The organism is Trinickia fusca (assembly GCF_003628145.1).
Taxonomy (GTDB): domain Bacteria; phylum Pseudomonadota; class Gammaproteobacteria; order Burkholderiales; family Burkholderiaceae; genus Trinickia; species Trinickia fusca.
Genome location: NZ_RBZV01000001.1, coordinates 117,405 through 141,751 on the forward strand (window position 1 = coordinate 117,405; position 24,347 = coordinate 141,751).

Sequence of the window (24,347 nt, forward strand, 5' to 3'; positions counted from 1 at the left end):
CGGCGCCGGAGCAGGGTGCCGGACGGTTCGGCCGCCACCGATTAGTGGCCGTCATGGATGGCCGGCATCAACCACCGGAACGCGTATGAAAATCACCATTATCGGCACGGGCTACGTCGGCCTTGTCACGGGTGCCTGCCTTGCCGAAATCGGCCATGACGTCTTTTGTCTCGATGTCGATCAGCGCAAGATCGACATCCTGAACAATGGCGGTGTGCCGATTCACGAACCGGGCTTGCAAGAGATGATCGCGCGCTTGCGCGCCCACGGCCGCATCACGTTCTCGACCGACGTGAAGGCGAGCGTCGAGCACGGCGAGATCCAGTTCATTGCCGTCGGTACGCCGCCTGACGAGGACGGCTCGGCCGATTTGCAGTACGTGCTCGAAGCGTCACGCAACATCGGCCGCTATATGAACGGCTTCAAGGTGATCGTCGACAAGTCGACGGTGCCGGTCGGCACGGCCGAGCGCGTGCGTGCCGTCGTCGCCGACGAACTCGCGGCGCGCGGCTTCGGCAATAGCGCGCAGCACAGCTTCTCGGTCGTGTCGAACCCCGAATTCCTCAAGGAAGGCGCGGCTGTCGACGATTTCATGCGGCCGGACCGCATCGTGATCGGCAACGACGACGACGAAGCCGGGCTGCTGGCACGCGAGAAGATGAAGCGCCTTTACGCGCCGTTCAATCGCAATCACGAGCGTACGCTGTACATGGACGTGCGCTCGGCCGAATTCACGAAGTACGCGGCCAACGCGATGTTGGCCACGCGCATCTCGTTCATGAACGAGATGTCGAATCTGGCCGACCGCGTCGGTGCCGATATCGAGGCCGTGCGTCGCGGCATCGGCTCCGATCCGCGTATCGGCTATCACTTTCTCTATGCGGGCGTCGGCTATGGCGGCTCGTGCTTCCCGAAGGACGTGCAGGCGCTCGTGCGCACGGCCAGCGAGAACGGTCATCGTCTGCGCATTCTCGAGGCCGTCGAGGACGTGAACCACGAGCAGAAGGAAGTGCTCGTGCGCAAGATCGAGCGCTCGCTGGGCCAGGACCTGAGCGGGCGCACGTTCGCGGTCTGGGGCCTGTCGTTCAAGCCGAATACCGACGACATGCGCGAGGCGTCGAGCCGGCGCGTGATCGCGGCGCTGCTCGCACGCGGCGCGCACGTGCGCGCCTATGATCCGGTGGCGCTCGACGAAGCGCGACGCGTGCTTGCGCTCGATCTGAAAGAGACGCCCGATGCGCTCACTCGCGTGTCGTTCGTGACGACGCAGGAAGAGGCGCTGGCCGGTGCCGACGCGCTCGTGATCCTGACCGAGTGGAAGGAATTCAAGAGCCCCGACTTCGTGTCCATCAAGGCCGCGCTGAAATCGCCCGTCATCTTCGATGGCCGCAATCTCTACGAACCACAAGCGATGGCCGAACTGGGCATCGATTACTACGCGATCGGGCGTCCTCATGTCCAAATCGATTCCTCAGCCGATGAACGTGCCTGACGCCGCCGTGGGTAGCGTGCTTCGCGGGCCGAGCGCCAATCCGGGCGCCGATGTGCCCGTGGTGCCGCGCGAGCGGCTGGCCGCCGCCCGTGTGCTCGTCGTCGGCGACGTCATGCTCGATCGCTACTGGTTCGGCGACGTCAACCGCATTTCGCCGGAAGCGCCGGTGCCCGTCGTGCACGTGCAGCGACAGGAAGACCGCCTCGGCGGCGCGGCCAACGTGGCGCGCAACGCGGCGGCGCTCGGCGCGCAGGCCGGCTTGCTATGCGTGGTCGGTGGCGACGAACCCGGTGAGCGCATCGTCGAACTGCTCCAGGACAGCGGCGTCGCGCAGCATCTCGAACGCGACCCCGAACTGCCGACGACGATCAAGCTGCGTGTGCTGTCGCGTCAGCAGCAGTTGCTGCGCGTCGATTTCGAGAAGACGCCCGCGCACGAGGTGCTGTTGGCCGGCCTCGCGCGTTTCGACGCGCTGCTGGCCGAACACGACGTGATCCTGATGTCGGACTACGCGAAGGGCGGCCTCACGCACGTCACGCGCATGATCGAGAAGGCGCGCGCCGCGGGCAAACCGGTGCTCGTCGATCCGAAAGGCGACGACTGGGAGCGCTATCGCGGTGCGACACTGATCACGCCGAATCGCGCCGAGCTGCGCGAAGTGGTGGGGCAGTGGAAATCCGAAGAAGACTTGTTCGCACGCGTGTCCGCGCTGCGTGCGTCGCTCGAAATCGATTCGCTGCTGCTCACGCGCTCGGAAGAGGGGATGACGCTGTTCACGGCCGACGGCGAAGCCCTGCACACGCCTGCGTTGGCGCGCGAAGTGTACGACGTATCGGGTGCCGGCGACACCGTCATCGCGACGCTCGCGGTCATGCTCGGCGCACGGCTCTCGCTCGTCGATGCGGTCGCGCTGGCGAACCGTGCCGCGGGCATCGTCGTCGGCAAGCTCGGCACGGCCACCGTCGACTATGACGAACTCTTTTCAGGCGTGCGCTGAAGCGGCCGGTACGGACACGCGGCCCTCGTCAAGCAGCCATCTTACATTCACCAGTTACCACGACCATGACCATCATCGTCACCGGCGCGGCCGGTTTTATCGGCAGCAACATCGTCAAGGCACTCAACGACCGCGGTGAAGCACGCATCGTCGCCGTCGACAATCTGACGCGGGCCGACAAATTCAAGAACCTCGTCGATTGCGAGATCGACGACTATCTCGACAAGACCGAGTTCGTCGAACGCTTTGCGCGCGGCGACTTCGGCAAGGTGCGCGCGGTGTTCCATGAAGGCGCCTGCTCGGACACGATGGAAACCGACGGCCGCTACATGATGGACAACAACTTCCGCTACAGCCGTGCGGTGCTCGATGCGTGTCTCGCGCAAGGGACGCAGTTCCTGTACGCGTCGTCGGCGGCGATCTACGGTGGCTCGACGCGCTTCGTCGAGGACCGTGAAGTGGAAGCGCCGCTCAACGTGTACGGCTACTCGAAGTTCCTGTTCGACCAGTTGATTCGCCGCGTGCTGCCGACGGCCAAGAGCCAGATCGTCGGCTTCCGGTACTTCAACGTGTACGGGCCGCGCGAAGGCCATAAAGGTCGCATGGCCTCGGTCGCGTTCCATAACTTCAACCAGTTCCGCGCCGAGGGCAAGGTCAAGCTGTTCGGCGAATACAACGGCTATGCGGCAGGCGAGCAGACGCGCGATTTCGTGTCGGTCGAAGACGTCGCGAAGGTGAATCTGTTCTTCTTCGATCATCCCGAGAAGTCGGGCATCTTCAATCTCGGCACAGGTCGTGCGCAGCCGTTCAACGACATCGCCTCGAGCGTCGTCAACACGCTGCGCGCGCTCGAGGGGCAAGCGCCGCTGTCGTTGGCCGAGCTCGTACAGCGCGGGCTCATCGAGTATGTGCCGTTCCCCGATGCGCTGCGCGGCAAGTACCAGTGCTTCACGCAGGCCGACCCCACGCGCCTGCGCGCAGCCGGCTACGACGCGCCGTTCCTGACGGTGCAAGAGGGCGTCGATCGCTACGTGCGTTGGCTGTCCGGCCAGCTGTAAGCCACCAGCAGCGCTCCCTACACTGGGATCTCGCGGCCGGTGCTTGCCGGCCGCCATCTTCAACGGAGATCCCATGCTCAAACGATTTCTCGCCGCGGCGGCGCTCGTTGCTGCCATCGGTCAGGCCTTTGCCGCCGTCGACGTCAATTCCGCCGATGAAGCCGCGCTGCGCGGCATCAAGGGTATCGGCCCCGCCAAAGCCAAAGCCATCGTCGACGAGCGCGGCGCGCACGGGCCATTCAAGGATGCAGCCGATCTCGGGCAGCGCGTCAAAGGTCTCGGTGGGCAGACCGTCGAGCGTCTGCAAGCCGAGGGGCTGGCGATCGGCGTGGTCGACGCGGTGCCCGCCGCACGAGCCACGCAAGCGCCTCGCACAACAGGTGCGCAGAAGAACCGCGCCACAGTGGCGGTAAAGCGTTGATCGGTGCGGCACGCGTACGGTGCGCGTGCCGCTCGAGCCGTCCATTTGCCTCGGATCCATGGCTCCTTCAGCCGTCAGTTCAATGACGGCTTCCCGCGGTTCCTGCCGCGGGTTTTTTGCATGCGCGGCGCCCGGCGAGGGCGGTTTCGGCGCGCAATCATGCGGTGTTTTACAATCGTGCCAATCCTGTCACCGTTCACGCATAAAGCGCGCAAGGCGCAACGTCCATGTCCTATAAGACCATCGAAGATACGATCGGCAATACTCCGCTCGTGCAGCTCGTCCGTGTGCCGGACGACGAAATCCGCAGCCGCAACAACGTGATCCTCGCCAAGCTCGAAGGCAACAATCCGGCCGGCTCCGTGAAAGACCGCCCGGCGTTGTCGATGATCAGGAAGGCCGAAGCGCGCGGACGCATCAAGCCCGGCGATACGCTGATCGAGGCGACGAGCGGCAACACCGGTATCGCGCTTGCGATGGCCGCGGCGGTTCGCGGCTACAAGATGATCCTGATCATGCCCGAGGATCTGTCGGTCGAACGCCGGCAGAGCATGGCCGCCTACGGCGCAGAGATTCTGCTGACGCCCGTGAAGGGCGGCATGGAGTACGCGCGCGATCTGGCCGATCAAATGCAGCGCGAGGGCAAGGGCGTCATCCTCGATCAATTCGCGAACCTCGACAATCCGCTGGCGCACTACGAGGGCACGGGCCCCGAGATCTGGCGCGACACGGAAGGGCGCATCACGCACTTCGTCTCGTCGATGGGCACGACGGGCACGATCATGGGCGTGTCGCAGTATCTGAAGGAGCAGTCGAGCTCGATCGAGATCATCGGCGCGCAGCCCGAGGAAGGTTCGCGCATTCCCGGTATCCGTAAGTGGCCCGAGGCTTATCTGCCGAAGATCTTCGACCGCTCGCGCGTGGACCGCACCGAGAACGTCTCGCAGGCGGCAGCGGAGGCGATGGCGCGACGCCTCGCCTCCGTCGAAGGCATCTTCTGCGGCATCTCGTCGGGCGGGGCCTGCGAGGTCGCGCTGCGCGTCGCACGGCAGGTCGAGAATGCGACGATCGTGTTCATCGTCTGCGATCGTGGTGACCGCTATCTGTCGACGGGCGTCTTCCCGGCCTGACCTTTCTGTTTTCCGTTCGTCGCGTGCTGCCAAAAACGCAGCACGCGGCGGGCGATTCCGCCAACCTACTGGAAGTAATAGGTACTCCTCTCCATTTCGCTACCTATAGTTGTCTCGGTTAGGGGCTGGGCCCTACAAGGCCCGGCGCAATCTGTCGTTTCAACCGGAGGCACTATGAGAGCTCAGCGTTTGGGGTCGTCGATGGCCGCCTTGGGCGGCTTTTTTATCTTCATCGTCTCGTTGTTCGGTGCGGCCATGGCCCACGCGGCCGATACCGCGAGCAGCACAGGCGGGCTGACCGCCACAAGCTCGCCGACTATGGCGAAGCACGCGCCGGCTAACGTGCCGTTCGGCTATGTCGTCACGCCGTTCGGCTATTTCCATGCGTCGTGTGTGCGCACGATCGGCGAACGCAGCGTGCTGCAGGCCGACGGCAGCGTCAAGGAGGCTGACGGCAGTGTCACGCGCGCCTCGGCTTGCCGCTATCCGCACTACACGAAAGACGGTGTGCGGCTCGAGGGCAATGCGCTGCCGTCGCATCCGATGATGCAAAGCCGGTCCGCGAAGGCGCCGGACGTCAACGGCTGGCTCGAAGCGAGCTGGTATACCAACAGCGCGCCGTACGGCGGCATCAGCGCCAAGTGGCTGGTGCCATCGGGGCCGGCCACCAACGTGGGTCAGGTGCTCTATTTCTTCCCGGGCCTCGAGGATGCCGAAAACGTCCAGACGATCCTCCAACCGGTGCTCGGCTGGAATGGCTTCAACGATTCGGCTTGGACGATCGCGAGCTGGAACTGCTGCATGGGCGGCAATGCCGATCATAGCAACCCGGTCAGTGTGTCGACCGGCGACCAGATCGTCGGCGCGATCCGCGGCGATTGCGCGGCCGGCTCGGTATGCTCGACGTGGGACATCGTCACGACCGACAACAACAACACGCAACGCACGCTGCTCAAGCAGTCGAGCAGCTATGGCCAAACCTTTGACTGGGTGATGGCGGGCGTCGTGGAGGTCTATGGCGTGAGCTCATGCGATCACTATCCAAGCAATGGCTTCGTCGACTTCACGGACGTCTTGGTGCAAGACGTCAACAAGCAGAACACGCAGGTGCCGTGGCAGTCGAGTGGTCTCATGCCGAGCGATGCGCCCGCGTGCAACTATGGCGTGAACGTCGCGCCAACGAGCGCGAGTCTGACGTTCTGATTCCGGTGTTGATCCGGTCTTGAAGCCTTCAAGCATGAGCGGCCCCGGCGCGGACATTGCGCGGGGGCCGCGGTGCGGGCTCAGTACGAAGCCGGTGCGGGAGCCGTAGCCGGGGCTGGTGCGAAAGCCGGAGCCGGCGCGGGTGTAGGTGCAGCCGCAGGCGCAGGCGCCGGGGCAGCGGCAGGAGCGGGCGCCATCGCAGGGGCGGGCAGTACAGCCGGGGATGAGGAAGCGGGTGCGAGCACAGGTGCCGGCGCGCTGTTCGCGGCCGCGTTCGAGCCGGCTGTCACGACGTCGGCGCCCATGTGTGCCTTCACGCGTTCGCCGAGCTGATAGACCGCGAGCGCGTAGAAGAAGCTGCGGTTGTAGCGCGTGAGCACGTAGAAGTTTTGCAGGCCCAGCATGTACTCGGTCGGTTGTGCGGGCGTCGGCAGATCGACGACGGCGACGGGCGTGGCGGCTTCGGCCGTCGTGTCGAGGCCCGGCTCGTCGAGCGTCATGCCGGCCCGCAGCATTTGCTCGAGCGGCCAATGCGGTTCGGGCTGGCCGTCCGCGGCCGCTTGCGCGATGCCGATGCTGCCGGCGTCCCGTGCGATTTTCCACACGACCGGGCGCCCCGTTTCCCAGCCGTTTTCCTTCAGATAGTTGGCGACGCTGCCAATGGCGTCGGCCGGGCTCTTGCGCAGATCGATGTGCTTGTTGCCCTCGTAGTCGACCGCGTACTTCATGATGCTGCTCGGCAGGAACTGCGGGATGCCGACCGCACCCGTGTACGAGCCGAGCACGCTGGTGGGATCCAGCTGCGCGTCGCGCGTCCACACGAGATAGTCCTCGAGGTTCTTGCGGAACGTGATCTCGCGCTCGGCGCGATTGGGTGTGTTCGGGTAGTCGAACGCGAGCGTCGTCAGCGCATCGAGCACGCGGAAGTTGCCCATGTAGCGGCCGTAAATCGTCTCGACGCCGATGATGCCGACGATGACTTCGGGCGGCACGCCGAATTGTTCGTAAGCGCGCTGCAGCGTGGCCTGATTGTCATGCCAGAACTTCACGCCCGCGTTGATGCGCACCGGGTCGAGAAAGCGCGCTTGATAGACATGCCAGTTCTTGATCGACGGCGTGGGAGCGGGCGTGACGAGCTTGACGACCGTCGCCGAGTAATTGACGCCCGCAAACATGGTGCGCAGCGCGGCGGGGTCGAAGTCGTAGCGGGCGGCCATGTCGTCGATGAACGCGTCGACATTGGGGTTGTTCGCATAGCGCTGCGGCACGATTTCTTCTTCGAAGGTCTGGCCGCTCGAAGGAGACGCCGAAGGGCTTTGTTGCGCGACGTGCAGGGTGGAGCGCTTGGCGGGCGCCTTCTGCGCCTGTGCAAGGCTCGGCCAGCTGGCGACGGCCAGACTCGAGCAGACGGCGGCGACGAGCACGGCAAGGCGCAGCGGCTTGGCTGCGGGTGAGGCGAGATTGACGGTCATGGCGAACGTAAAAAGACGGCGGACGTGCCCTGCGCAAGCATGACACCAGGGTTCGGCGCAGTATAACGAAGGGGCGTCGGCCGCGAAACGGGGCCGTTGCTGGCAGGGGAGAAAAGAGACAGGAGGCGGCGTACGGGCATGGCTCGCGCGAGCAGCGCATGCGGCCTGTGGTAACGTGTCCCGATTTCGAGCCTGAGCCGATAACAAGGAGATGTGCCGCGTGGCGGCAAGCGAACGATCATGGCGACTGCTTTTTACTCACATCCCGATTGCCTGCTGCACGAGATGGGCCCGGGGCATCCCGAGTGCCCGGAGCGCTTGCAGGCGATCGAAGACCAGTTGATCGCGAGCCGCATCGAGTCGTTCCTTCAGCGCGAGCAGGCGCCGCTTGCCGACGTGGCCGAGATCGCGCGCGTGCACACGCGCGCGCACATCGACTACGTACAGCGTCAGGCGCCCGGCGAGGGCCACACGTGGCTCGACCCGGACACGGCAATGAATCCGCATACGTGGCAGGCGGCGCTGCGCGCGGCCGGCGCGGCGGTGGCGGCGACCGATGCCGTCATCGAAGGCCGCTACGAGAACGCGTTTTGCAGCATTCGCCCACCTGGCCATCATGCCGAACCCGCCCGCGCGATGGGCTTTTGCTTCTTCAACAACGTGGCGATCGCGGCGCGGCATGCGCTCGAAGTGCACGCTCTGGCGCGCGTGGCGATCGTCGACTTCGACGTGCACCACGGCAACGGGACCGAAGCGGCGTTCGCCGGCGACGAGCGCGTGCTCATGTGCAGCTTCTTCCAGCATCCGTTCTACCCGTTCAGCGGCGCCGAGAACCAGGCCGCGAACATGGTGAATCTGCCGCTGCCCGCCCGCACGAATGGGACGGCCGTGCGCGAAGCCATCGACATGATCTGGCTGCCGCGCCTCGATGCGTTCAAGCCCGAGATGATCTTCGTGTCGGCCGGCTTCGATGCGCATCGGGAAGACGATCTCGGCAACATGGGACTCGTCGAGAACGACTACGCCTGGATTACCGAGCAGATCCGCCAGATCGCCGAGCGCCATGCGCGCGGACGCATCGTCAGCTGCCTCGAAGGCGGTTACAACTTGTCGGCGCTCGGACGCAGCGTCGTCGCGCACCTGCGCGCGCTCGCAGGCATTTGAGCGGCGCCGGGCAGGCATGACCTGCCGGCGTTCGCGAAAAAGAGAGGCGCCACCATGAATTCGACTACGCTTTCGTCGTCCGCATCGGCATCGTCCGATGGAGACATGTTGCGCATCGAGCGCGATGCCTATGGGCTGCCCGGTGCCGTATGCGTGACGTTGAGCCGGCCTGAGGCCTTCAATGCGTTGTCGGAGGCGCTGCTGGAGCGATTGCAGGCCACGCTGGCCGATATCGCGCGAACCGAGGCTCGGGTGGCCGTCATCGCGGCGGACGGGCGGGCGTTCTGTGCGGGGCACGACTTGAAGGAGATGCGCACGAGTCCGTCGCTCGAGTACTACCAGGCGCTCTTTGCGCGCTGCTCGGCGCTGATGATGACGATCCAGCGCATGCCGCAGCCCGTCATCGCGCGCGTGCAGGGCATGGCGACCGCGGCCGGCTGTCAGCTCGTGGCGATGTGCGATTTGGCCGTGGCTGCCGATACGGCGCGCTTTGCCGTCTCGGGCATCAACTTCGGCCTGTTCTGTGCGACGCCGGCCGTGCCGCTGTCGCGCAACATCTCGCGCAAGGCCGCGCTCGAGATGCTGCTGACGGGCGAGTTCATCGATGCGGCCAAAGCGCGCGAACTGGGTCTCATCAACCGGATGGTGCCGGCGGACGCGCTCGACGCCGAAGTGCATTCGCTCGCTGCCAGTATCTGCGCAAAGCCTGCTAGCGCCGTTCGGGCCGGCAAGACGCTGTTTTACCGCCAGCTCGAGATGGGCATCGAAGCCGCTTATCAGCTGGCTGGGCAGACGATTGCCTGCAACGCGATGGACGAGGCCGCCCAGGAGGGCATGCAGGCGTTCGTCGACAAGCGCGCGCCGAACTGGCGCGCATGAGGCGGCTCGGCGTGACGGCGACGGTTACGGGTGCGCGGCGATCCAGTCGATCAGCCACGCGATGACTTGGTCGCGATCGAGATCGTTCATCGTCTCGTGATAGCTGCCTTCGTAAATCGTCAACGTGCAATCGGGCGAGCCCACCTGCGCGGCGAAGTCTCGGCTACCGTCGGGTTCGGTCAGCTTGTCCTCGGTGCCGTGATAGACGAGGACCGGTAACGCGAGCGTTGCGCGGCCGTTCTCGATGCGTGCCATCGCGGCGAGAATCTCGGCGCCCGTGCGAGCTGGCACGTTGCCGTGATGCACGAGCGGATCGGCGCGGTTCGCGTCGACGACCGCGCGATCGCGCGAAAGCAACCCGGCATCGATCTTCATGGCCGGAAAGCGCGGCCAGACACGGCTCATGAAGCTGCCTGCCGCGATCTTCCAGCGCGGCACGTCGTGCCCGGGTGCCAGCGCGGGACTCGACAGGATCAGGCCGGACAGCGCGCGCGTGCGCTCCGCAAAGCGCGCAAGCCGCTCGATCGCGAACAGCGTGGCGACCGTGCCGCCCATACTGTGTCCCATCAGAAACAGCGGCGTGCCTGGGCGGGCCGCGGCGCCCAGCAATGCTTCGCCGTCGAGCAGATAGTCGTCGAAGCGCGTGACCCACGTGCGTTCGCCGGGTGAGCGGCCATGGCCGCGCAGATCGACGGCGACGAGCTCGATGCCGGCCGCGTTCAGCCGTTCGGCGAGGGCCGCATAACGGCCGGCATGCTCGGCCAGACCGTGCACGAGCGCGACGGTGGCGCGTACGGCGCGCGCGCCATCGACTGGCCAGCGGTACAGCGCGAGCCTCACACCGTCGTCGGTCTGCACGGTGCTCGCTTGCGGGGGGCGCGCATCCATGCCGGATGCCGCGTGCGCGGAGGTCGTCTCGACGCTTGCCATGACAGGTCCTTTGCGAAGGGGGAAGGGCTACGGTGGCAAGGATGATAGTGTGCGCGGCGCGCGCTGCACGGCTTCACAGGCGGCACCGGCCTCTAATTTCCTTTCGTTATTTGAACTTGTCGATTAATTATTAAAGCTCATATGTGCGGCGCGGTAAAATCGCACCATTCCAAACGAGCAACGGCGGCCAACTGTCGAAACGCGAGACGCACTTTCGACGGTGTCGCCGTTTTGTTTTTCTCATGATCGAACTACGCAACATTTCGCAGCGTTTTCGCGGCCCCGAGGGCTGGGTCCAGGCGCTGCACGACATCAATCTGACGATTCCTTCGGGCGAGATCTTCGGCATCATCGGGCGCAGCGGCGCGGGCAAGAGCACGCTCGTGCGCACGATCAATCTGCTTCAGCGCCCGAGCGCCGGCGAGGTCGTGGTCGGCGCTCGCGTGCTCAATACGCTGACAAGCGCGCAATTGCGCGAGGCGCGCCGCGAGATCGGCATGATCTTCCAGCACTTCAACCTGCTCAACTCGCGCACGGTGTTCGAGAACGTCGCGCTGCCGCTCGAGCTCGCCGGCATGAAGCGCGCCGCGATCGACGCGGTGGTGCTGCCGCTGCTCGATCTCGTGGGCCTCGCCGCGCACAAGGACCGCTATCCCGCGCAGATCAGCGGCGGGCAGAAGCAGCGCGTCGGCATCGCCCGCGCACTCGCGAACAAACCGAAGGTGCTGCTATCGGACGAGGCGACGTCGGCGCTCGATCCCGAGACGACGCGCGCGATCCTCGATTTGCTCAAGCGCATCAACCGCGAACTCGGCCTCACGATCGTCATGATCACGCATCAGATGGAGGTCATCAAACAGGTGTGCGACCGCGTGGCCGTGCTCGATGCGGGCCGCGTCGTGGAAGAGGGCCGCGTGGTCGACGTGTTCCTGCAGCCGCGTCATGACGTGACGCGCGCGCTGCTCGGCGACGTCATTGCGCACGAGCTGCCGAGCGCCGTGAAGACGCGCGTGGCCGCACATCTCGAGACGGGCGCCGGCCAACTGCTGCGGCTTGCGTTCGCGGGGGCGAGCGTCGACAAGCCGGTCCTGTCCGAGACGATCCGGCGCTACGCGCTCGACTTCAACATCCTGCACGGGCAGGTCGACGAAATTCAAGGCCGCGCGTTCGGCTCGCTGGCCGTGCTGGCCGACGGCGAGCCCGAGCAGCTCGACGCCGCGCTGGCCTTCCTGCGCGAACAAGGCGTGGTGGTAGAGGAGTTGTCGCATGTTTGATGAAATGACCTCGATGTTCGTCCAGTCGTTCTGGGAAACACTCGAGATGGTGATCGTCTCGGGCGTGCTCGGCGCACTCGCGGGGCTGCCGCTCGGCGTGCTGATTTTCCTGACCGAACGCGGCGGTGTGCTCGAGAACGTGACGGCGAACCGCGTCATGGGCGCGATCGTCAATGCCGTGCGCTCGGTGCCGTTCATCATCCTGCTCGTGGCCGTGATTCCGTTCACCCGGCTCGTCGTCGGCACGTCGATCGGGACGGCCGCGGCGATCGTGCCGCTGACGATCGCCGCCGCACCGTTCATCGCGCGGCTCGTCGAGACGGCGCTGCGCGAGGTCGATCGCGGCCTCATCGAGACGGCTCAGGCGCTCGGCGCGACGACGAGCCAGATCGTGTTCAAGGTGCTGCTGCCCGAAGCGCTGCCCGGCGTCCTGGCGGGCCTCACGATCACGTTCGTGTCGCTGGTCGGCTACTCGGCGATGGCCGGCGCGATCGGCGGCGGCGGGCTCGGCGATCTCGGCATCCGCTATGGCTATCAGCGCTTCCTGCCGGAGGTCATGCTGACCGTCGTCGTGATCCTGATCGTGTTCGTGCAGCTCGTGCAGTCGTTCGGCGACTGGCTCGTGCGGCGGCTCAGCCACCGGTGAACAGGGCGGGACTTGTTGAACGGCGCGCACGACAAGTCCTAGACCTAGAGGCATTGATCGAAAACCCGGACTTGGCGTCCGGGATTCTTTGTCATTAAAATAAAACGATCGTTCGTTATCTAAAGCGCGCCGTCAAAGGGGAAACCCTTGGACATCCTAGGCCCAGTGCGGTTGCCGTATTGGCTGTCGTTATAATGGCCGCTGGGTTGACGTATTCGTAACTTTGGAGCGTGTGCATGAAAATTTTGGTGCCAGTCAAGCGCGTGGTCGACTACAACGTCAAAGTCCGAGTGAAGTCGGACGGTACGGGCGTCGACATTGCGAATGTGAAGATGTCGATGAACCCGTTCGACGAGATCGCGGTCGAGGAAGCCGTGCGCCTGAAGGAAGCCGGCGTGGCGACCGAAGTGATCGCGGTGTCGGCGGGCGTGGCGCAAGCGCAGGAGACGCTGCGCACGGCGCTGGCGATCGGCGCGGACCGCGCGATCCTCATCGAATCGAACGAGGATCTGCAGCCGCTGGCCGTGGCCAAGCTGCTCAAGGCGCTGGTGGACAAGGAGCAGCCGCAGCTGGTGATCCTGGGCAAGCAGGCGATCGACGACGATTCGAACCAGACGGGCCAGATGCTGGCGGCCCTGGCGAACCTGCCGCAGGCGACGTTCGCGTCGAAGGTGACGGTCGCCGACGGCAAGGCTACGGTCGCGCGTGAAGTGGACGGCGGCGCGGAAACGCTGACGTTGACGCTGCCGGCCGTGGTGACGACGGATCTGCGCCTGAACGAGCCGCGTTACGTGACGCTGCCCAACATCATGAAGGCGAAGAAGAAGCCGCTCGAGACGATCAAGCCCGAAGACCTTGGCGTGGACGTGACTGCACGCCTGAAGACCTTGAAGGTGGCCGAGCCGCCGAAGCGCAGCGCGGGCGTGATGGTGCCCGACGTGAAGACGCTGGTCGAGAAGCTCAAGACCGAAGCCAAGGTGTTGTAAGAGGGAGCGAGAAAGATGACGATTCTGGTAATTGCCGAACACGACAACGCGTCGATCAAGGGCGCCACGCTGAACACGGTGGCTGCTGCGCAGAAGATCGGCGGCGACATCCACGTGCTGGTGGCGGGTCACAACGCGCAAGGCGCGGCAGACGCGGCAGCAAAGATTGCAGGCGTCTCGAAGGTGCTGCTGGCCGATGCGCCGCAGCTCGCCGAGGGGCTGGCCGAGAACGTGGAAGCCACGGTGCTGAACGTGGCGAAGGACTACTCGCACATCGTCGCGCCGGCCACGGCCTACGGCAAGAACGTGGCCCCGCGTATCGCGGCCAAGCTCGACGTGGCGCAGATCAGCGAAATCACCGCAGTGGTGTCGGCCGACACGTTCGAGCGCCCGATCTACGCGGGCAACGCGATCGCGACGGTGCAATCGAGCGACGCGCTCAAGGTGATCACGGTCCGTGCAACGGGCTTCGACGCGGTGGCGGCCGAAGGCGGCAGCGCAGCGGTGGAGAAAATCGAAGCAGCGGCTGACCGCGGCATCTCGCAGTTCGTGAACCGCGAAGTGACGAAGCTCGATCGCCCGGAACTGACCTCGGCGTCGATCATCGTGTCGGGTGGCCGCGGCCTGGGCAGCGGCGAGAACTATACGAAGGTGCTCGAGCCGCTGGCGGACAAGCTCGGTGCGGCGCTGGGCGCTTCGCGCGCGGCGGTCGATGCGGGCTACGTGCCGAACGACTACCAAGTGGGCCAGACCGGCAAGATCGTCGCGCCGCAGCTGTACGTGGCGGTGGGGATCTCGGGTGCGATCCAGCACTTGGCCGGCATGAAGGACTCGAAGGTGATCGTGGCGATCAACAAAGATCCCGAAGCACCGATCTTCAGCGTGGCCGACTACGGCCTCGTCGGCGATCTGTTCACGGTCGTGCCGGAGCTCGTGAACGAGCTCGGCTGAACGCACATGCGCCGGTAGGGAAGGCGCCTGACCGCAAACGAAGGGGCGCACGACGCGCCCCTTTTTCATATCCTCGGAGGAGAACACGATGAGCTACACCGCGCCCATCAAGGACATGCTGTTCGTGATGAAAGAGTTGGCCGGCCTGCCCGAAGTCGCGGCATTGCCGGGCTTCGAAGATGCCACGGTGGAGACGGCGGCAGCCGTTCTCGACGAGTCGGCGAAGCTCTGCGGCGAGGTGCTGGCGCCGTTGAACGTCGAAGGCGATCGCAATCCGAGCGTATGGAAGGACGGCGCCGTCACGGCTGCGCCCGGCTTCAAGGACGCCTTCCGCCAGTTCGCCGAAGGCGGTTGGCAAGGCGTGCAGCATCCCACCGATTACGAAGGACAAGGTCTGCCGAAGCTGATCGCGACGCCGTGCGTCGAGATGCTCAACGCGGCGAACCTGTCGTTTGCGCTGTGTCCGCTGCTGACCGACGGCGCCATCGAGGCGCTGTTGACGGCCGGCACCGAAGAACAAAAGCAGCGCTATGTGCCCAAGCTGATCTCGGGCGAGTGGACCGGCACGATGAATCTGACCGAGCCGCAGGCCGGCTCGGATCTCGCGCTCGTCAGGACGCGCGCCGAGCCGCAGGGTGACGGCACCTATCGCGTGTTCGGCACGAAGATCTTCATCACGTGGGGCGAGCACGACATGGCGAAGAACATCGTCCATCTCGTGCTGGCACGCACGCCCGACGCGCCCGAAGGCGTCAAGGGCATCTCGCTGTTCATCGTGCCCAAGTTCCTCGTCAACGATGATGACTCGCTCGGCGCGCGCAACGACGTGCATTGCGTGTCGATCGAGCACAAGCTCGGCATCAAGGCGAGCCCGACGGCCGTGCTGCAATTCGGCGACCACGGCGGCGCCATCGGCTATCTCATCGGCGAAGCGAACCGCGGCCTCGAGTACATGTTCATCATGATGAACGCCGCGCGCTTCGCGGTCGGCATGCAGGGCGTCGCCGTCGCCGATCGTGCCTATCAGAAGGCCGTCGCGTATGCGAAGGAGCGTGTGCAGAGCCGGCCCGTCGACGGTTCGGCCAAGAACGCCGTGTCGATCATTCACCACCCCGACGTCCGTCGTATGCTCTCGACGATGCGCGCGCTGACCGAAGGCGCCCGTGCGCTCGCCTACGTGGCCGCCGCGCATAGCGACATCGCGCATCGCCATGCCGATGCTGCGGTGCGCGACGAGCATCAGGCCATCTACGAATATCTCGTGCCGGTCGTGAAGGGCTGGAGCACCGAGCTGTCGATCGACGTGGCGAGCCTCGGCGTGCAAGTGCACGGCGGCATGGGCTTCATCGAAGAAACGGGCGCCGCGCAGTACTACCGCGACGCGCGCATTCTGCCGATCTACGAAGGCACGACGGCCATCCAGGCGAACGACCTCGTCGGCCGCAAGACGCTGCGCGACGGCGGCGCGGTGGCCAGGAAGCTGATCGCGCGTGTCGGCGAGACGATCCAGGAACTGGCTGCGCAAGACGATGTGGCGTTCGCGGTGATGCGTGAGCAACTGGCTCATGGACAGCAAGCGCTGGCCAACGTCGTCGACTTCGTGCTCGCCAACGCGAAGCAGGATCCGAACGCCGTCTTTGCCGGCAGCGTGCCGTACCTGAAGCTCGCGGGCATCGTGCTGTGCGGCTGGCAGATGGCGCGTGCGATGCTCGTCGCGGCGCGCGAGCAAGCGAGCGATCCGGCGTTCTACGGCGCCAAGCTCGCGACGGCACGCTTCTATGCCGAGCAAGTGCTGCCGCAAGCGGCGGCGCTCGAAGTGGCGATTCGCAGCTGCAAGGGCGGCGAGGGTGTGCTCGCACTCAGCGAAGATCAGTTCTGATTGCTGATCGGGGCCGGACCCGCTCGCGCGAAGGGGCGGGCGGCATTCGTTGCCCCGCTGGCCATAAACGCAAAAGGCGCCCGGTTGGGCGCCTTTTGTCTTGCTACGGGCAGTGTCGGCTGCTTCGGTAAGCGTGAGCCGTTACGCGTAGACAGGGCGCGGGCTGTTGCCGGTATCGCCGAGGTAGCGGTGCACGGACAGGTCGTCTGCCTGGATCGCCGGGCGCTTGCCCGAGATCAGGTCGGCCAGCAGCTGGCCCGAACCGCACGACATCGTCCAGCCGAGCGTGCCATGACCCGTGTTCAGGTACAGGTTCGAGACCGGCGTGCGGCCCACGACAGGCGTGCCGTCGGGCGTCATCGGACGCAGCCCCGTCCAGAACGAGGCGCGCGACGTGTCGCCACCGCCCGGGAACAGGTCGTTCACGCACAGCTCGAGCGTTTCGCGGCGCGCCTGACGCAGCTTCTTGTCGTAGCCGACGATCTCGGCCATGCCGCCGACGCGGATGCGATCGTCGAAGCGCGTGATCGCGATCTTGTAGGTTTCGTCGAGCACCGTCGACACGGGCGCGGCGTCCGCGTTGACGATCGGCGCCGTGATCGAGTAGCCCTTGAGCGGGTAGACCGGAATCTTCACGATGCCCGAGAGCAGATGCGTCGAGTACGAGCCCAGTGCGACGACGTAGGTGTCGGCGCGCAGCGTTTCATTGGCGCAGCGCACGCCGACGATGCGGTCACCGGCCATCTCGAGCGCGTCGATCTGCGTATGGAAGCGGAACTTCACGCCGAGCGTTTCGGCGAGCGCGGCCAGGCGCGTCGTGAACAGCTGGCAGTCGCCCGTTTCGTCGCCAGGCAGGCGCAGCCCGCCCGTGAGCTTGCCCGAGACGGCCGCGAGCGCCGGCTCGGCCCGCGAGAGCTCGTCGGGGCCGAGCAGCTCGAACGGCACGTTTGCGTCCTTGAGGACGGCGATGTCCTTTTGTGCTCCGTCGAGCTGCTGTTGCGTGCGGAACACTTGCAGCGTGCCGCCCGTGCGGCCTTCGTATTGAATGCCGGTTTCGGCGCGCAGCGCTTGCAGACAGTCACGGCTGTACTCGGCCAGGCGCACCATGCGGCCTTTGTTGACGGCGTAGCGATCGGCCGTGCAGTTCTGCAGCATCTGCCACATCCAGCGCAGCTGGAACGCGGTACCGTCGAGACGGATCGCGAGCGGCGCATGCTTCTGGAACATCCATTTGACGGCCTTCAGCGGCACGCCCGGTGCGGCCCACGGCGCGGCGTAGCCCGGTGAGATCTGGCCGGCGTTCGCAAAGCTCGTCTCGAGCGCAGGGCTGGCTTCGCGGTCGATCACGGTGACTTCGTGACCCTCACGCGCCAGATAGTACGCAGTCGTCACGCCAACGACGCCGCTGCCCAGAACGATGACTCGCATAGCAACTCCAAAAAAACCGGCCGATCCAGTTATCGCCGCTATACTATTGCTACGAAGGCAGTTTTTGTTTCTGTACTTTTCCGGTTTTTGGTAGAAATACAATGAGAACGGAACGACAGCCTGTCCGCAAGCTTGACAAACTCGATCACAAGATCCTGAAGCTGCTGCAGGAGGACGGACGCATCGCGATGAAGGATCTCGCGGAGCGCGTCGGATTGACGGTGACGCCGTGTATCGAGCGCGTCAAGCGCATGGAGCGCGACCGCGTGATCACCGGTTACCATGCTCACCTCGATCCGGCCCAGCTTGGCGCCGCGCTGCTCGTGTTCGTCGAGATCACGCTGGGCCAGAAGAGCGGCAACATGTTCGAGCAGTTCCGGCGCGAGGTGCAGAAGATTCCCGAAGTGCTCGAGTGCCACCTCGTGTCAGGCGACTTCGATTACCTGATCAAAGCGCGTATCGGCGAGATGGCCGACTACCGCAAGCTCCTCGGCGACATCCTGCTGCAATTGCCGGGCGCCGTGCAGTCCAAGAGCTACGTCGTCATGGAAGAGATCAAAGAGACGCTGCAGATCAACGTCGGCGAGTGAGGCCCGAGGTCCATCGTGCACGGTTGACGCCGCATACCGTCCCGCCTACGCTCGCCGCATTTCCTCGCCGTATCTTTCTTTCGCATGACCCATCGCATCCACTCCGCCGCTTTGACGGCACTCCTCGCCGCCGCGTTGTTCGGCGCCACCACGCCGCTTGCCAAGGCGTTGCTCGGCACGCTGTCGCCGTTCGTGCTGGCCGGCCTGTTCTATCTCGGCAGCGGGATCGGGCTCGCCGTGACGATGCTCGTGCAGAGCCTCTCGCGTTCAACACAATCGCCGCAAGCGCGCGCTCAGGCACGCGAGGCGCGTCGCATTCCGGCGCGGGAGCTGCCGTGGCTCGCGGGTGCGATCGCGGCCGGTGGTGTGGCCGGGCCCGCCTTCCTGATGTTCGGCCTGACGACGACGCCGGCCACCGTCACTTCGCTGCTGCTCAATCTCGAGGGCGTCTTCACGGCCGTTATCGCGTGGGTCGTGTTTCGCGAGAACGTCGACTGGCAGGTGTTCCTCGGCATGGTCGCGATCGTCGCGGGGGGCGTCGCCCTGTCGTGGCAGCCCGGTGCGGCCGGCGTGCCGCTCGGCGCCTTGCTCGTGATCGCCGCCTGCGCGTCGTGGGCCGTCGACAATAACTTGACGCGCAAGGTGTCGACCAACGATGCGACCGTCATCGCGTGCGTGAAAGGGCTCGTCGCCGGTTCGGTCAATCTCGCCATCGGGCTCGCGGCGGGCGCGCGGCTGCCGCATGCGGCAAGCGTGGCCGCTGCCATGGTGACCGGCTTCGCCGGCTACGGCGTGAGCCTCGTCCTGTTCGTCGTCGCGCTGCGCAATCTCGGTACCGCGCGGACCGGCGCGTATTTCTCGGTCGCACCACTGTTCGGCGTCGTGCTGTCGTTGGCGCTATGGCCGGCCGTGCCACCGGCTTCGTTCTGGATCGCGGCCGTGCTGATGGCACTCGGGATCTGGCTGCACCTGCGCGAGCGTCACGAGCACGAGCATACGCACGAGGCGCTCGAGCACAGCCATCGCCATCGGCACGACGCTCATCATCAACACGAGCACGATTTCGCCTGGGACGGCAGCGAGCCGCATGCGCATCCGCATCGGCACGAGCCGATCACGCATACCCACGCGCATTTCCCCGACATTCATCACCGGCATCGGCACTGAATACCGCTTGCTCGATGCGCGCAGGTGCACGCATCGAGCGTTTCGCCGCTATGCGTGCGGCGCCGCGCGTCCGAGTGCGATGTAGCGGGCGAGGTGATGGTCTTCGTCGCCGAGCTGGTGGTCGATCATCACGAGGCGCTTGGCGTAGTGCGACAGCGGCAGTTCCCACGTCATGCCGATGCCGCCGTGCAACTGCACGGCTTCGCGCGCGAGGTGCCCACCCGTGCGGCCTATCGTGTACTTGGCCGCCGACAGCGCGCGCTCACGCGCAAGGCGTGGGCCATCGAGCGCGGCTTGCGCATTGATGACGGCCGAGCGCGCCTGTTCGAGCTCGATGGCCAGATCGGCCATGCGATGTTGCAGCGCCTGGAAGCTGCCGATCGGCACGCCGAACTGGCGACGCGTACGCAGATAGTCGAGCGTGGCCGCGAAGGCCGTCTCCATCGCACCCAGCGCTTCGGCCGACAAGGCGAGCAGCCCGCCGCCCAACGCGGACTCGAGCGTCGCGAAGCCTTCGCCTTCGGCGCCCAACAGAGCGTCGGGTGGGAGCGTCACGCCCGTGAGCGTCAGGTCGGCACCGCGTCCGCCGTCGATCAGCGCATAGCCGGTCAGCGTGAAGCCCGGCGTGTCGCGCGGCACGAGAAACAGCGAGATGCCGTCTTCATCGTCGAGCGCACCTTGTGTGCGCGCCGAGACCACGAGGGCGTCGGCTTGTTCGGCGCCGATCACGACCGCTTTGGCGCCGTCGAGTCGCCAGCCGTCGCTGGTGCGCGTGGCGCGTGTGGCGACGCGGGCCAGCTCGTAGCGCGATTCGGGCTCGCCGTGTGCGAGTGCCATGACGGCCTCGCCATCGATGAGCCGGGCGAGCCAAGTGCGTTGAGCAGTGCTGCCCGCGCGCGCGATCGCACGCCCCGCCACGAGCGCGCCGAAGAACGGCTCGACGACGAGCCCGCGGCCCAGACACTCGAACACGACGGCGATGTCATCGCCGGTGCCGCCGAAGCCGCCATCGGCAGGATCGAACAACGCGCCGATCGCACCAAGCTCACCGAAGCGCCGCCAAAGCGCACGACTCATGCCTTCGGGCGAGCACGCGCTGCTGCTGCGCGTGGCGAAGCTATATTGCTCGGCGATGAAGCGTGTCAGCGTGGCGGCGAGCATGCGCTGCTCTTCGGTCAGATCGAAGTTCATCGTGGCGCCCTCACAGTCCCAGCATCGCTTTCGCGATGATGTTCTTCTGGATTTCGTTCGAGCCGCCGAAGATCGACAGCTTGTAGTGATTGAAGTCGCTCTTGGCGGCGTCGGCCGCGTCGGCCGGGCCGATCGATCGACCGTCGTAGTCCTCGTCGAACGCGGCATCGACGAACGGCTGCGCGTAGGGGCCCATCGCGCGCCGCATCAGCGCGGCCAGTTCCTGACGGATTTCGGTGCCGCGAATCTTCAGCATCGAGCTCTGCGTGCCGGGTGCGCCACCGCCCGCGACGGCCGCGAGCGTGCGCAGGTTCGTCGTCTTCATGTTTTCGAGTTCGATCGCGACGCGCGCTAGACGGGCCGAGAACAGCGGATCTTCGATCAGCGGACGGCCGTGGCTCAGCACCGATACCGCTACGCATTCGAGCCGCTCGAGCGCCGCGACCGAAAAGCCCACGCCCGCGATGTTCGTGCGCTCGTACGTCAGCAGATACTTCGCATACGTCCAGCCCTTGTTCTCTTCGCCGACCAGATTCTCGACCGGGACGCGCACGTCCGTGAAGAACACTTCGTTGATCTCATGCTCGCCATCGAGCGTGACGATCGGGCGTACTTCGATACCGGGCGTCGTCATGTCGATCAGCAAGAAGCTGATGCCTTCCTGCTTGCGCACGTCGGTGGCCGTGCGCACGAGGCAGAAGATCATGTTCGCGTAGTGGCCGAGCGTGGTCCACGTCTTCTGTCCGTTGACGATGTAGTGCTTGCCGTCGCGATCGATTGCGCGCACGGCGCTCGTCTTCACCGAGGCCAAATCGGAGCCCGCGCCGGGTTCGGAGTAGCCCTGGCACCACCAGTCGGAGCCGTCGAGAATGCGCGGCAGCCAGTGGCGCTTTTGTGCTTCGCTGCCGTACTTGATCAGCACGGGTCCCAGCATGTTCACGCCGAACGGCACGATGCGCGGTGCGCCGGCCAGCGCGCACTCGTTGTCGAAGATGAAGCGTTCGATCGGGTTCCATCCCGTGCCGCCGTATTCACGCGGCCAGTGGCTCGCGAGCCAGCCACGTGTGTTCAGGATCGCGTGCCAGTGCGCCATGTCCTCACGCGTGAGGCGTCGGCCGTGCTTGACCTTGTCGGCGATGCGCAGCGGCAACTCGCCATCGAGAAAATGCCGCACCTCCTCACGGAATGCCTGCTCCTGCGCGGTGAAATTCAAGTCCATCGCGTCACCTCGTTCTTGATCGGGACGTTGCACGAGGGCACCCGACGCGCCCATCCGTGATGCGCGCCGGGCACCCATGCGGGTAGGGTATCGATTGACAGGAGAGGCGTTAGGCGTCCGTGCCGTTCAGGCTGGCGAAGTCGGCACCGCGTTCGACGAGTTCGACGATCAGCGGCGACGGCTTCCAGAACAGCGCATCTTCTTGCTCGAACGTGCGCAGATCGGCCAGCACGTGGGCCAGGCCCAGCATGTCGGCGTATTTCATCGGGCCGCCGCGATAACGCGGAAAACCGTAGCCGTGCACGAGCGTCACGTCGACGTCGAGCGGACGCAGCGCGATGCCTTCGCGTACCACGTTCGCGGCTTCGTTGATGACGGCGCACATGAGGCGGCGCACGATCTCCTCGTCGCCGAAGCTGCGCGGCGTGATGCCAGCGCGTTGCCGTTCCTCGTCGATGATCGCTTCGACTTCGGGGTCGGGCGTGCCCGTGCGTGCGCCCTCGGGATACAGATAGAAGCCGCGGCCCGTCTTTTGGCCGAACCAGCCGCGCTCGCACAGCCGGTCGGCGATCTGCACGTAGCGGGCGCGCGGATCACGTGTCGGCGCGCGGCGCTTGCGTGCCGCCCAGCCGATGTCGCCGCCCGCGAGATCGACGACCTGGTACGGGCCCATCGGATAGCCGAACTCGCGCATCGCGCGATCGATCTGGTAGGGCGAAGCGCCGTCTTCCATCAAGTAGTCGGCTGCCGTGCGGTACACGGCCAGCAGCCGATTGCCGATGAAGCCGTCGCAGACGCCCGCCCGCACGGGCACCTTGCGCAGGCGCTTGGCGAATTCGAACGCCGTTGCGACGACGTCGGCGGACACGCGCGCCGGCACGACCACTTCGAGCAGCTTCATCACGTTGGCCGGCGAGAAGAAGTGCAGGCCGACGACGTCGGCGGGGCGCGAGGTCGTGGCTGCGATGTCGTCGATGTCGAGGTACGAGGTGTTCGTCGCGAGGATCGCGCCAGGCTTGCAGACGCGCTCGAGTTCGGTGAAGACGGCTTTCTTGACGGCCATGTCCTCGAACACGGCTTCGATGACGAGATCGACCTGGGCCAGCGCGTCATACGAGGTGCTGCCCGTGAAGCGCGCCAGCGCGGCGGCCTTCGCATCGGCACTGATGCGGCCTTTTGCGACGAGGCCGTCGTAGACCCGCTCGACCTGCGCTTTGCCACGTGCGAGCGCGGCATCGTCACGTTCGATCATGGTGACGGGCAGCCCCGCGTCGAGCACGGCCACGGCGATGCCGGCACCCATCGTGCCGCCGCCGATGACGCCGACGCTGGCGATCGGGCGCGCCGTGGCCGCCCGGGTTTCGGGGGCCTTCGCGACTTCACGCTCGGCGAAGAACGCATGCACGAGCCCCGCGCGTTGCGGGCTCTCGAGGCATTCGAGGAAGAACTTGCGCTCGAGCGCGAGGCCTTCGTCGAACGGCAGCGTCAGCGCGGCTTCAGTGGCCTCGATGATCTTCAGCGGCGAGAACAGTCCGCGCGAGCGCGATGCCGTCTGCTTGCGCGCCGCATCGATTGCGGCGCGGCTGGCGGCTTCGTCGGCCAATGCGTCGGCGGCGCGCGTCGGACGCGCTGCGCTCCCTGCAGCCAGCAGCTCGCGCACGTAGGCGAGGCCTTCGCCGAGCACGTCGTCGCTCGTGCCGAGCCGGTCGACGAGCCCGAGTGTCGCGGCTTCCTCGGCGCTTGCATGACGGCCCGACAGCATGAGATCGAGCGCAGCGGCGGCGCCGATCAGACGCGGCGTGCGCTGGGTGCCGCCCGCGCCTGGCAGCAGACCGAGCTGCACTTCAGGCAGGCCGAGCTTGGCGCCGGCCACGGCCAGACGATAGTGCGCGGCCAGCGCGATCTCGAGTCCGCCGCCGAGCGCCGCGCCGTGAATGGCGGCGACGACAGGCTTCGAGCAGGCTTCGATGCGATTGCAGACGGCCGGGAGCAGGGGCGGCAGCGGCGGCTTGCCGAATTCTCGGATGTCGGCACCGGCGATGAAGTTGCGGCCGGCACCGACGATCAGCACGGCCGCGACGGCGGCGTCGAGCTCGGCGGCTTCGATGGCCGCGAGCAGGCCGCGGCGCACATCGACGCTGAGCGCGTTGACGGGGGGATGATCGATGGCGAGAACGAGAACGTTGCCGTGCAACGTCGAGGACACGACGGGGGCAGGAGTCGATTGGGTCATGGTGGGTCTATTCCGAGTTCCGGGCAGGAAGAGCGTG

General features: G+C 65.8%; 21 protein-coding genes. 15 read left to right on the plus strand and 6 right to left on the minus strand.

Features of this window, described 5'->3' with window-relative positions:
- Window positions 1–85: 85 nt before the first annotated feature.
- The 6 genes from D7S89_RS00585 (at window position 86) to D7S89_RS00610 (ending at window position 6,301) form a co-directional block, all read left to right on the plus strand.
- The gene (locus D7S89_RS00585) at window positions 86–1,492 is read left to right on the plus strand and encodes a UDP-glucose dehydrogenase family protein (RefSeq protein ID WP_121274803.1); all 1,407 of its coding nucleotides are present in this window, start codon (window positions 86–88) and stop codon (window positions 1,490–1,492) included.
- On the plus strand, window positions 1,455–2,489 hold the full coding sequence (gene rfaE1 / locus D7S89_RS00590) for a D-glycero-beta-D-manno-heptose-7-phosphate kinase (RefSeq protein WP_245982568.1): 1,035 nt from the start codon (window positions 1,455–1,457) through the stop codon (window positions 2,487–2,489). The genes D7S89_RS00585 and rfaE1 overlap by 38 nt, the downstream gene beginning before the upstream one ends.
- A gap of 65 nt (window positions 2,490–2,554) precedes the next feature.
- Entirely contained in the window at window positions 2,555–3,547 is a 993-nt protein-coding gene (rfaD, locus tag D7S89_RS00595; protein WP_121274804.1) for an ADP-glyceromanno-heptose 6-epimerase, read from the plus strand.
- A 73-nt stretch (window positions 3,548–3,620) separates the two neighbouring features.
- Window positions 3,621–3,968 (plus strand): ComEA family DNA-binding protein, encoded by a 348-nt coding sequence (locus tag D7S89_RS00600; RefSeq protein ID WP_121274805.1) that lies wholly within the window; start codon window positions 3,621–3,623, stop codon window positions 3,966–3,968.
- Between the two features lie 227 nt (window positions 3,969–4,195).
- Window positions 4,196–5,098: a cysteine synthase CysM gene (gene cysM / locus D7S89_RS00605; protein WP_121274806.1), complete on the plus strand. Its 903-nt coding sequence runs from the start codon at window positions 4,196–4,198 to the stop codon at window positions 5,096–5,098.
- A gap of 174 nt (window positions 5,099–5,272) precedes the next feature.
- Window positions 5,273–6,301, plus strand: coding sequence for a hypothetical protein (locus tag D7S89_RS00610; RefSeq protein ID WP_147426574.1), 1,029 nt, complete (start codon window positions 5,273–5,275; stop codon window positions 6,299–6,301).
- A gap of 80 nt (window positions 6,302–6,381) precedes the next feature.
- Here the strand turns inward: D7S89_RS00610 and mltB are convergent, their stop codons facing one another.
- Complete coding sequence (mltB, locus tag D7S89_RS00615) at window positions 6,382–7,773, minus strand: lytic murein transglycosylase B (protein WP_121274808.1); 1,392 nt, start codon at window positions 7,771–7,773, stop codon at window positions 6,382–6,384.
- A 240-nt stretch (window positions 7,774–8,013) separates the two neighbouring features.
- Between mltB and D7S89_RS00620 the strand changes: the two genes are divergently transcribed.
- Complete coding sequence (locus D7S89_RS00620) at window positions 8,014–8,937, plus strand: histone deacetylase family protein (protein ID WP_121275927.1); 924 nt, start codon at window positions 8,014–8,016, stop codon at window positions 8,935–8,937.
- Between the two features lie 105 nt (window positions 8,938–9,042).
- Entirely contained in the window at window positions 9,043–9,816 is a 774-nt protein-coding gene (locus D7S89_RS00625) for an enoyl-CoA hydratase (protein WP_425470727.1), read from the plus strand.
- A gap of 24 nt (window positions 9,817–9,840) precedes the next feature.
- Here the strand turns inward: D7S89_RS00625 and D7S89_RS00630 are convergent, their stop codons facing one another.
- Window positions 9,841–10,674 (minus strand): alpha/beta hydrolase, encoded by an 834-nt coding sequence (locus tag D7S89_RS00630; protein ID WP_121275929.1) that lies wholly within the window; start codon window positions 10,672–10,674, stop codon window positions 9,841–9,843.
- Between the two features lie 314 nt (window positions 10,675–10,988).
- Here D7S89_RS00630 and D7S89_RS00635 point away from each other — a divergent pair, with 314 nt between their 5' ends.
- The 5 genes from D7S89_RS00635 (at window position 10,989) to D7S89_RS00655 (ending at window position 16,482) form a co-directional block, all read left to right on the plus strand.
- Window positions 10,989–12,020 carry a methionine ABC transporter ATP-binding protein gene (locus tag D7S89_RS00635; RefSeq protein WP_121274810.1) on the plus strand — a complete coding sequence of 344 codons (1,032 nt, stop codon included), beginning with the start codon at window positions 10,989–10,991 and terminating at the stop codon, window positions 12,018–12,020.
- Window positions 12,013–12,666, plus strand: coding sequence for a methionine ABC transporter permease (locus D7S89_RS00640; protein WP_121274811.1), 654 nt, complete (start codon window positions 12,013–12,015; stop codon window positions 12,664–12,666). The genes D7S89_RS00635 and D7S89_RS00640 overlap by 8 nt, the downstream gene beginning before the upstream one ends.
- Window positions 12,667–12,902: 236 nt before the next feature.
- Entirely contained in the window at window positions 12,903–13,652 is a 750-nt protein-coding gene (locus D7S89_RS00645; protein ID WP_121274812.1) for an electron transfer flavoprotein subunit beta/FixA family protein, read from the plus strand.
- A gap of 15 nt (window positions 13,653–13,667) precedes the next feature.
- Window positions 13,668–14,603: an electron transfer flavoprotein subunit alpha/FixB family protein gene (locus tag D7S89_RS00650; protein WP_121274813.1), complete on the plus strand. Its 936-nt coding sequence runs from the start codon at window positions 13,668–13,670 to the stop codon at window positions 14,601–14,603.
- Between the two features lie 88 nt (window positions 14,604–14,691).
- On the plus strand, window positions 14,692–16,482 hold the full coding sequence (locus tag D7S89_RS00655) for an acyl-CoA dehydrogenase (protein ID WP_121274814.1): 1,791 nt from the start codon (window positions 14,692–14,694) through the stop codon (window positions 16,480–16,482).
- Window positions 16,483–16,623: 141 nt separating this feature from the next.
- Here the strand turns inward: D7S89_RS00655 and D7S89_RS00660 are convergent, their stop codons facing one another.
- Window positions 16,624–17,910 carry a D-amino acid dehydrogenase gene (locus D7S89_RS00660; protein WP_121274815.1) on the minus strand — a complete coding sequence of 429 codons (1,287 nt, stop codon included), beginning with the start codon at window positions 17,908–17,910 and terminating at the stop codon, window positions 16,624–16,626.
- Window positions 17,911–18,011: 101 nt separating this feature from the next.
- Here D7S89_RS00660 and D7S89_RS00665 point away from each other — a divergent pair, with 101 nt between their 5' ends.
- Window positions 18,012–18,500 carry an Lrp/AsnC ligand binding domain-containing protein gene (locus D7S89_RS00665; RefSeq protein ID WP_121274816.1) on the plus strand — a complete coding sequence of 163 codons (489 nt, stop codon included), beginning with the start codon at window positions 18,012–18,014 and terminating at the stop codon, window positions 18,498–18,500.
- 84 nt (window positions 18,501–18,584) lie between these two features.
- Window positions 18,585–19,667 carry a DMT family transporter gene (locus D7S89_RS00670; protein ID WP_121274817.1) on the plus strand — a complete coding sequence of 361 codons (1,083 nt, stop codon included), beginning with the start codon at window positions 18,585–18,587 and terminating at the stop codon, window positions 19,665–19,667.
- 48 nt (window positions 19,668–19,715) lie between these two features.
- Here the strand turns inward: D7S89_RS00670 and D7S89_RS00675 are convergent, their stop codons facing one another.
- From D7S89_RS00675 to D7S89_RS00685, 3 genes are all read right to left on the minus strand, one after another.
- Window positions 19,716–20,858: an acyl-CoA dehydrogenase family protein gene (locus D7S89_RS00675; protein WP_121274818.1), complete on the minus strand. Its 1,143-nt coding sequence runs from the start codon at window positions 20,856–20,858 to the stop codon at window positions 19,716–19,718.
- Window positions 20,859–20,868: 10 nt separating this feature from the next.
- Window positions 20,869–22,077, minus strand: coding sequence for an acyl-CoA dehydrogenase family protein (locus D7S89_RS00680; protein ID WP_121275930.1), 1,209 nt, complete (start codon window positions 22,075–22,077; stop codon window positions 20,869–20,871).
- Window positions 22,078–22,186: 109 nt separating this feature from the next.
- Window positions 22,187–24,310: a 3-hydroxyacyl-CoA dehydrogenase NAD-binding domain-containing protein gene (locus D7S89_RS00685; protein ID WP_121274819.1), complete on the minus strand. Its 2,124-nt coding sequence runs from the start codon at window positions 24,308–24,310 to the stop codon at window positions 22,187–22,189.
- Window positions 24,311–24,347 lie beyond the last annotated feature (37 nt).

Excerpts from the sequence above, each read along its gene's own strand:
- D7S89_RS00685 (WP_121274819.1), bottom strand. The coding sequence starts at position 24,310 with ATGACCCAATCGACTCCTGCCCCCGTCGTGTCCTCGACGTTGCACGGC.
- D7S89_RS00675 (WP_121274818.1), bottom strand. The coding sequence starts at position 20,858 with ATGAACTTCGATCTGACCGAAGAGCAGCGCATGCTCGCCGCCACGCTG.
- mltB (WP_121274808.1), bottom strand. The coding sequence starts at position 7,773 with ATGACCGTCAATCTCGCCTCACCCGCAGCCAAGCCGCTGCGCCTTGCC.
- D7S89_RS00620 (WP_121275927.1), top strand. The coding sequence starts at position 8,014 with ATGGCGACTGCTTTTTACTCACATCCCGATTGCCTGCTGCACGAGATG.
- D7S89_RS00625 (WP_425470727.1), top strand. The coding sequence starts at position 9,043 with ATGTTGCGCATCGAGCGCGATGCCTATGGGCTGCCCGGTGCCGTATGC.
- D7S89_RS00680 (WP_121275930.1), bottom strand. The coding sequence starts at position 22,077 with ATGGACTTGAATTTCACCGCGCAGGAGCAGGCATTCCGTGAGGAGGTG.
- D7S89_RS00670 (WP_121274817.1), top strand. The coding sequence starts at position 18,585 with ATGACCCATCGCATCCACTCCGCCGCTTTGACGGCACTCCTCGCCGCC.
- D7S89_RS00660 (WP_121274815.1), bottom strand. The coding sequence starts at position 17,910 with ATGCGAGTCATCGTTCTGGGCAGCGGCGTCGTTGGCGTGACGACTGCG.
- rfaE1 (WP_245982568.1), top strand. The coding sequence starts at position 1,455 with ATGTCCAAATCGATTCCTCAGCCGATGAACGTGCCTGACGCCGCCGTG.
- rfaD (WP_121274804.1), top strand. The coding sequence starts at position 2,555 with ATGACCATCATCGTCACCGGCGCGGCCGGTTTTATCGGCAGCAACATC.
- D7S89_RS00600 (WP_121274805.1), top strand. The coding sequence starts at position 3,621 with ATGCTCAAACGATTTCTCGCCGCGGCGGCGCTCGTTGCTGCCATCGGT.
- D7S89_RS00655 (WP_121274814.1), top strand. The coding sequence starts at position 14,692 with ATGAGCTACACCGCGCCCATCAAGGACATGCTGTTCGTGATGAAAGAG.
- D7S89_RS00585 (WP_121274803.1), top strand. The coding sequence starts at position 86 with ATGAAAATCACCATTATCGGCACGGGCTACGTCGGCCTTGTCACGGGT.
- D7S89_RS00640 (WP_121274811.1), top strand. The coding sequence starts at position 12,013 with ATGTTTGATGAAATGACCTCGATGTTCGTCCAGTCGTTCTGGGAAACA.
- D7S89_RS00665 (WP_121274816.1), top strand. The coding sequence starts at position 18,012 with ATGAGAACGGAACGACAGCCTGTCCGCAAGCTTGACAAACTCGATCAC.
- D7S89_RS00635 (WP_121274810.1), top strand. The coding sequence starts at position 10,989 with ATGATCGAACTACGCAACATTTCGCAGCGTTTTCGCGGCCCCGAGGGC.
- D7S89_RS00610 (WP_147426574.1), top strand. The coding sequence starts at position 5,273 with ATGAGAGCTCAGCGTTTGGGGTCGTCGATGGCCGCCTTGGGCGGCTTT.
- D7S89_RS00650 (WP_121274813.1), top strand. The coding sequence starts at position 13,668 with ATGACGATTCTGGTAATTGCCGAACACGACAACGCGTCGATCAAGGGC.
- cysM (WP_121274806.1), top strand. The coding sequence starts at position 4,196 with ATGTCCTATAAGACCATCGAAGATACGATCGGCAATACTCCGCTCGTG.
- D7S89_RS00645 (WP_121274812.1), top strand. The coding sequence starts at position 12,903 with ATGAAAATTTTGGTGCCAGTCAAGCGCGTGGTCGACTACAACGTCAAA.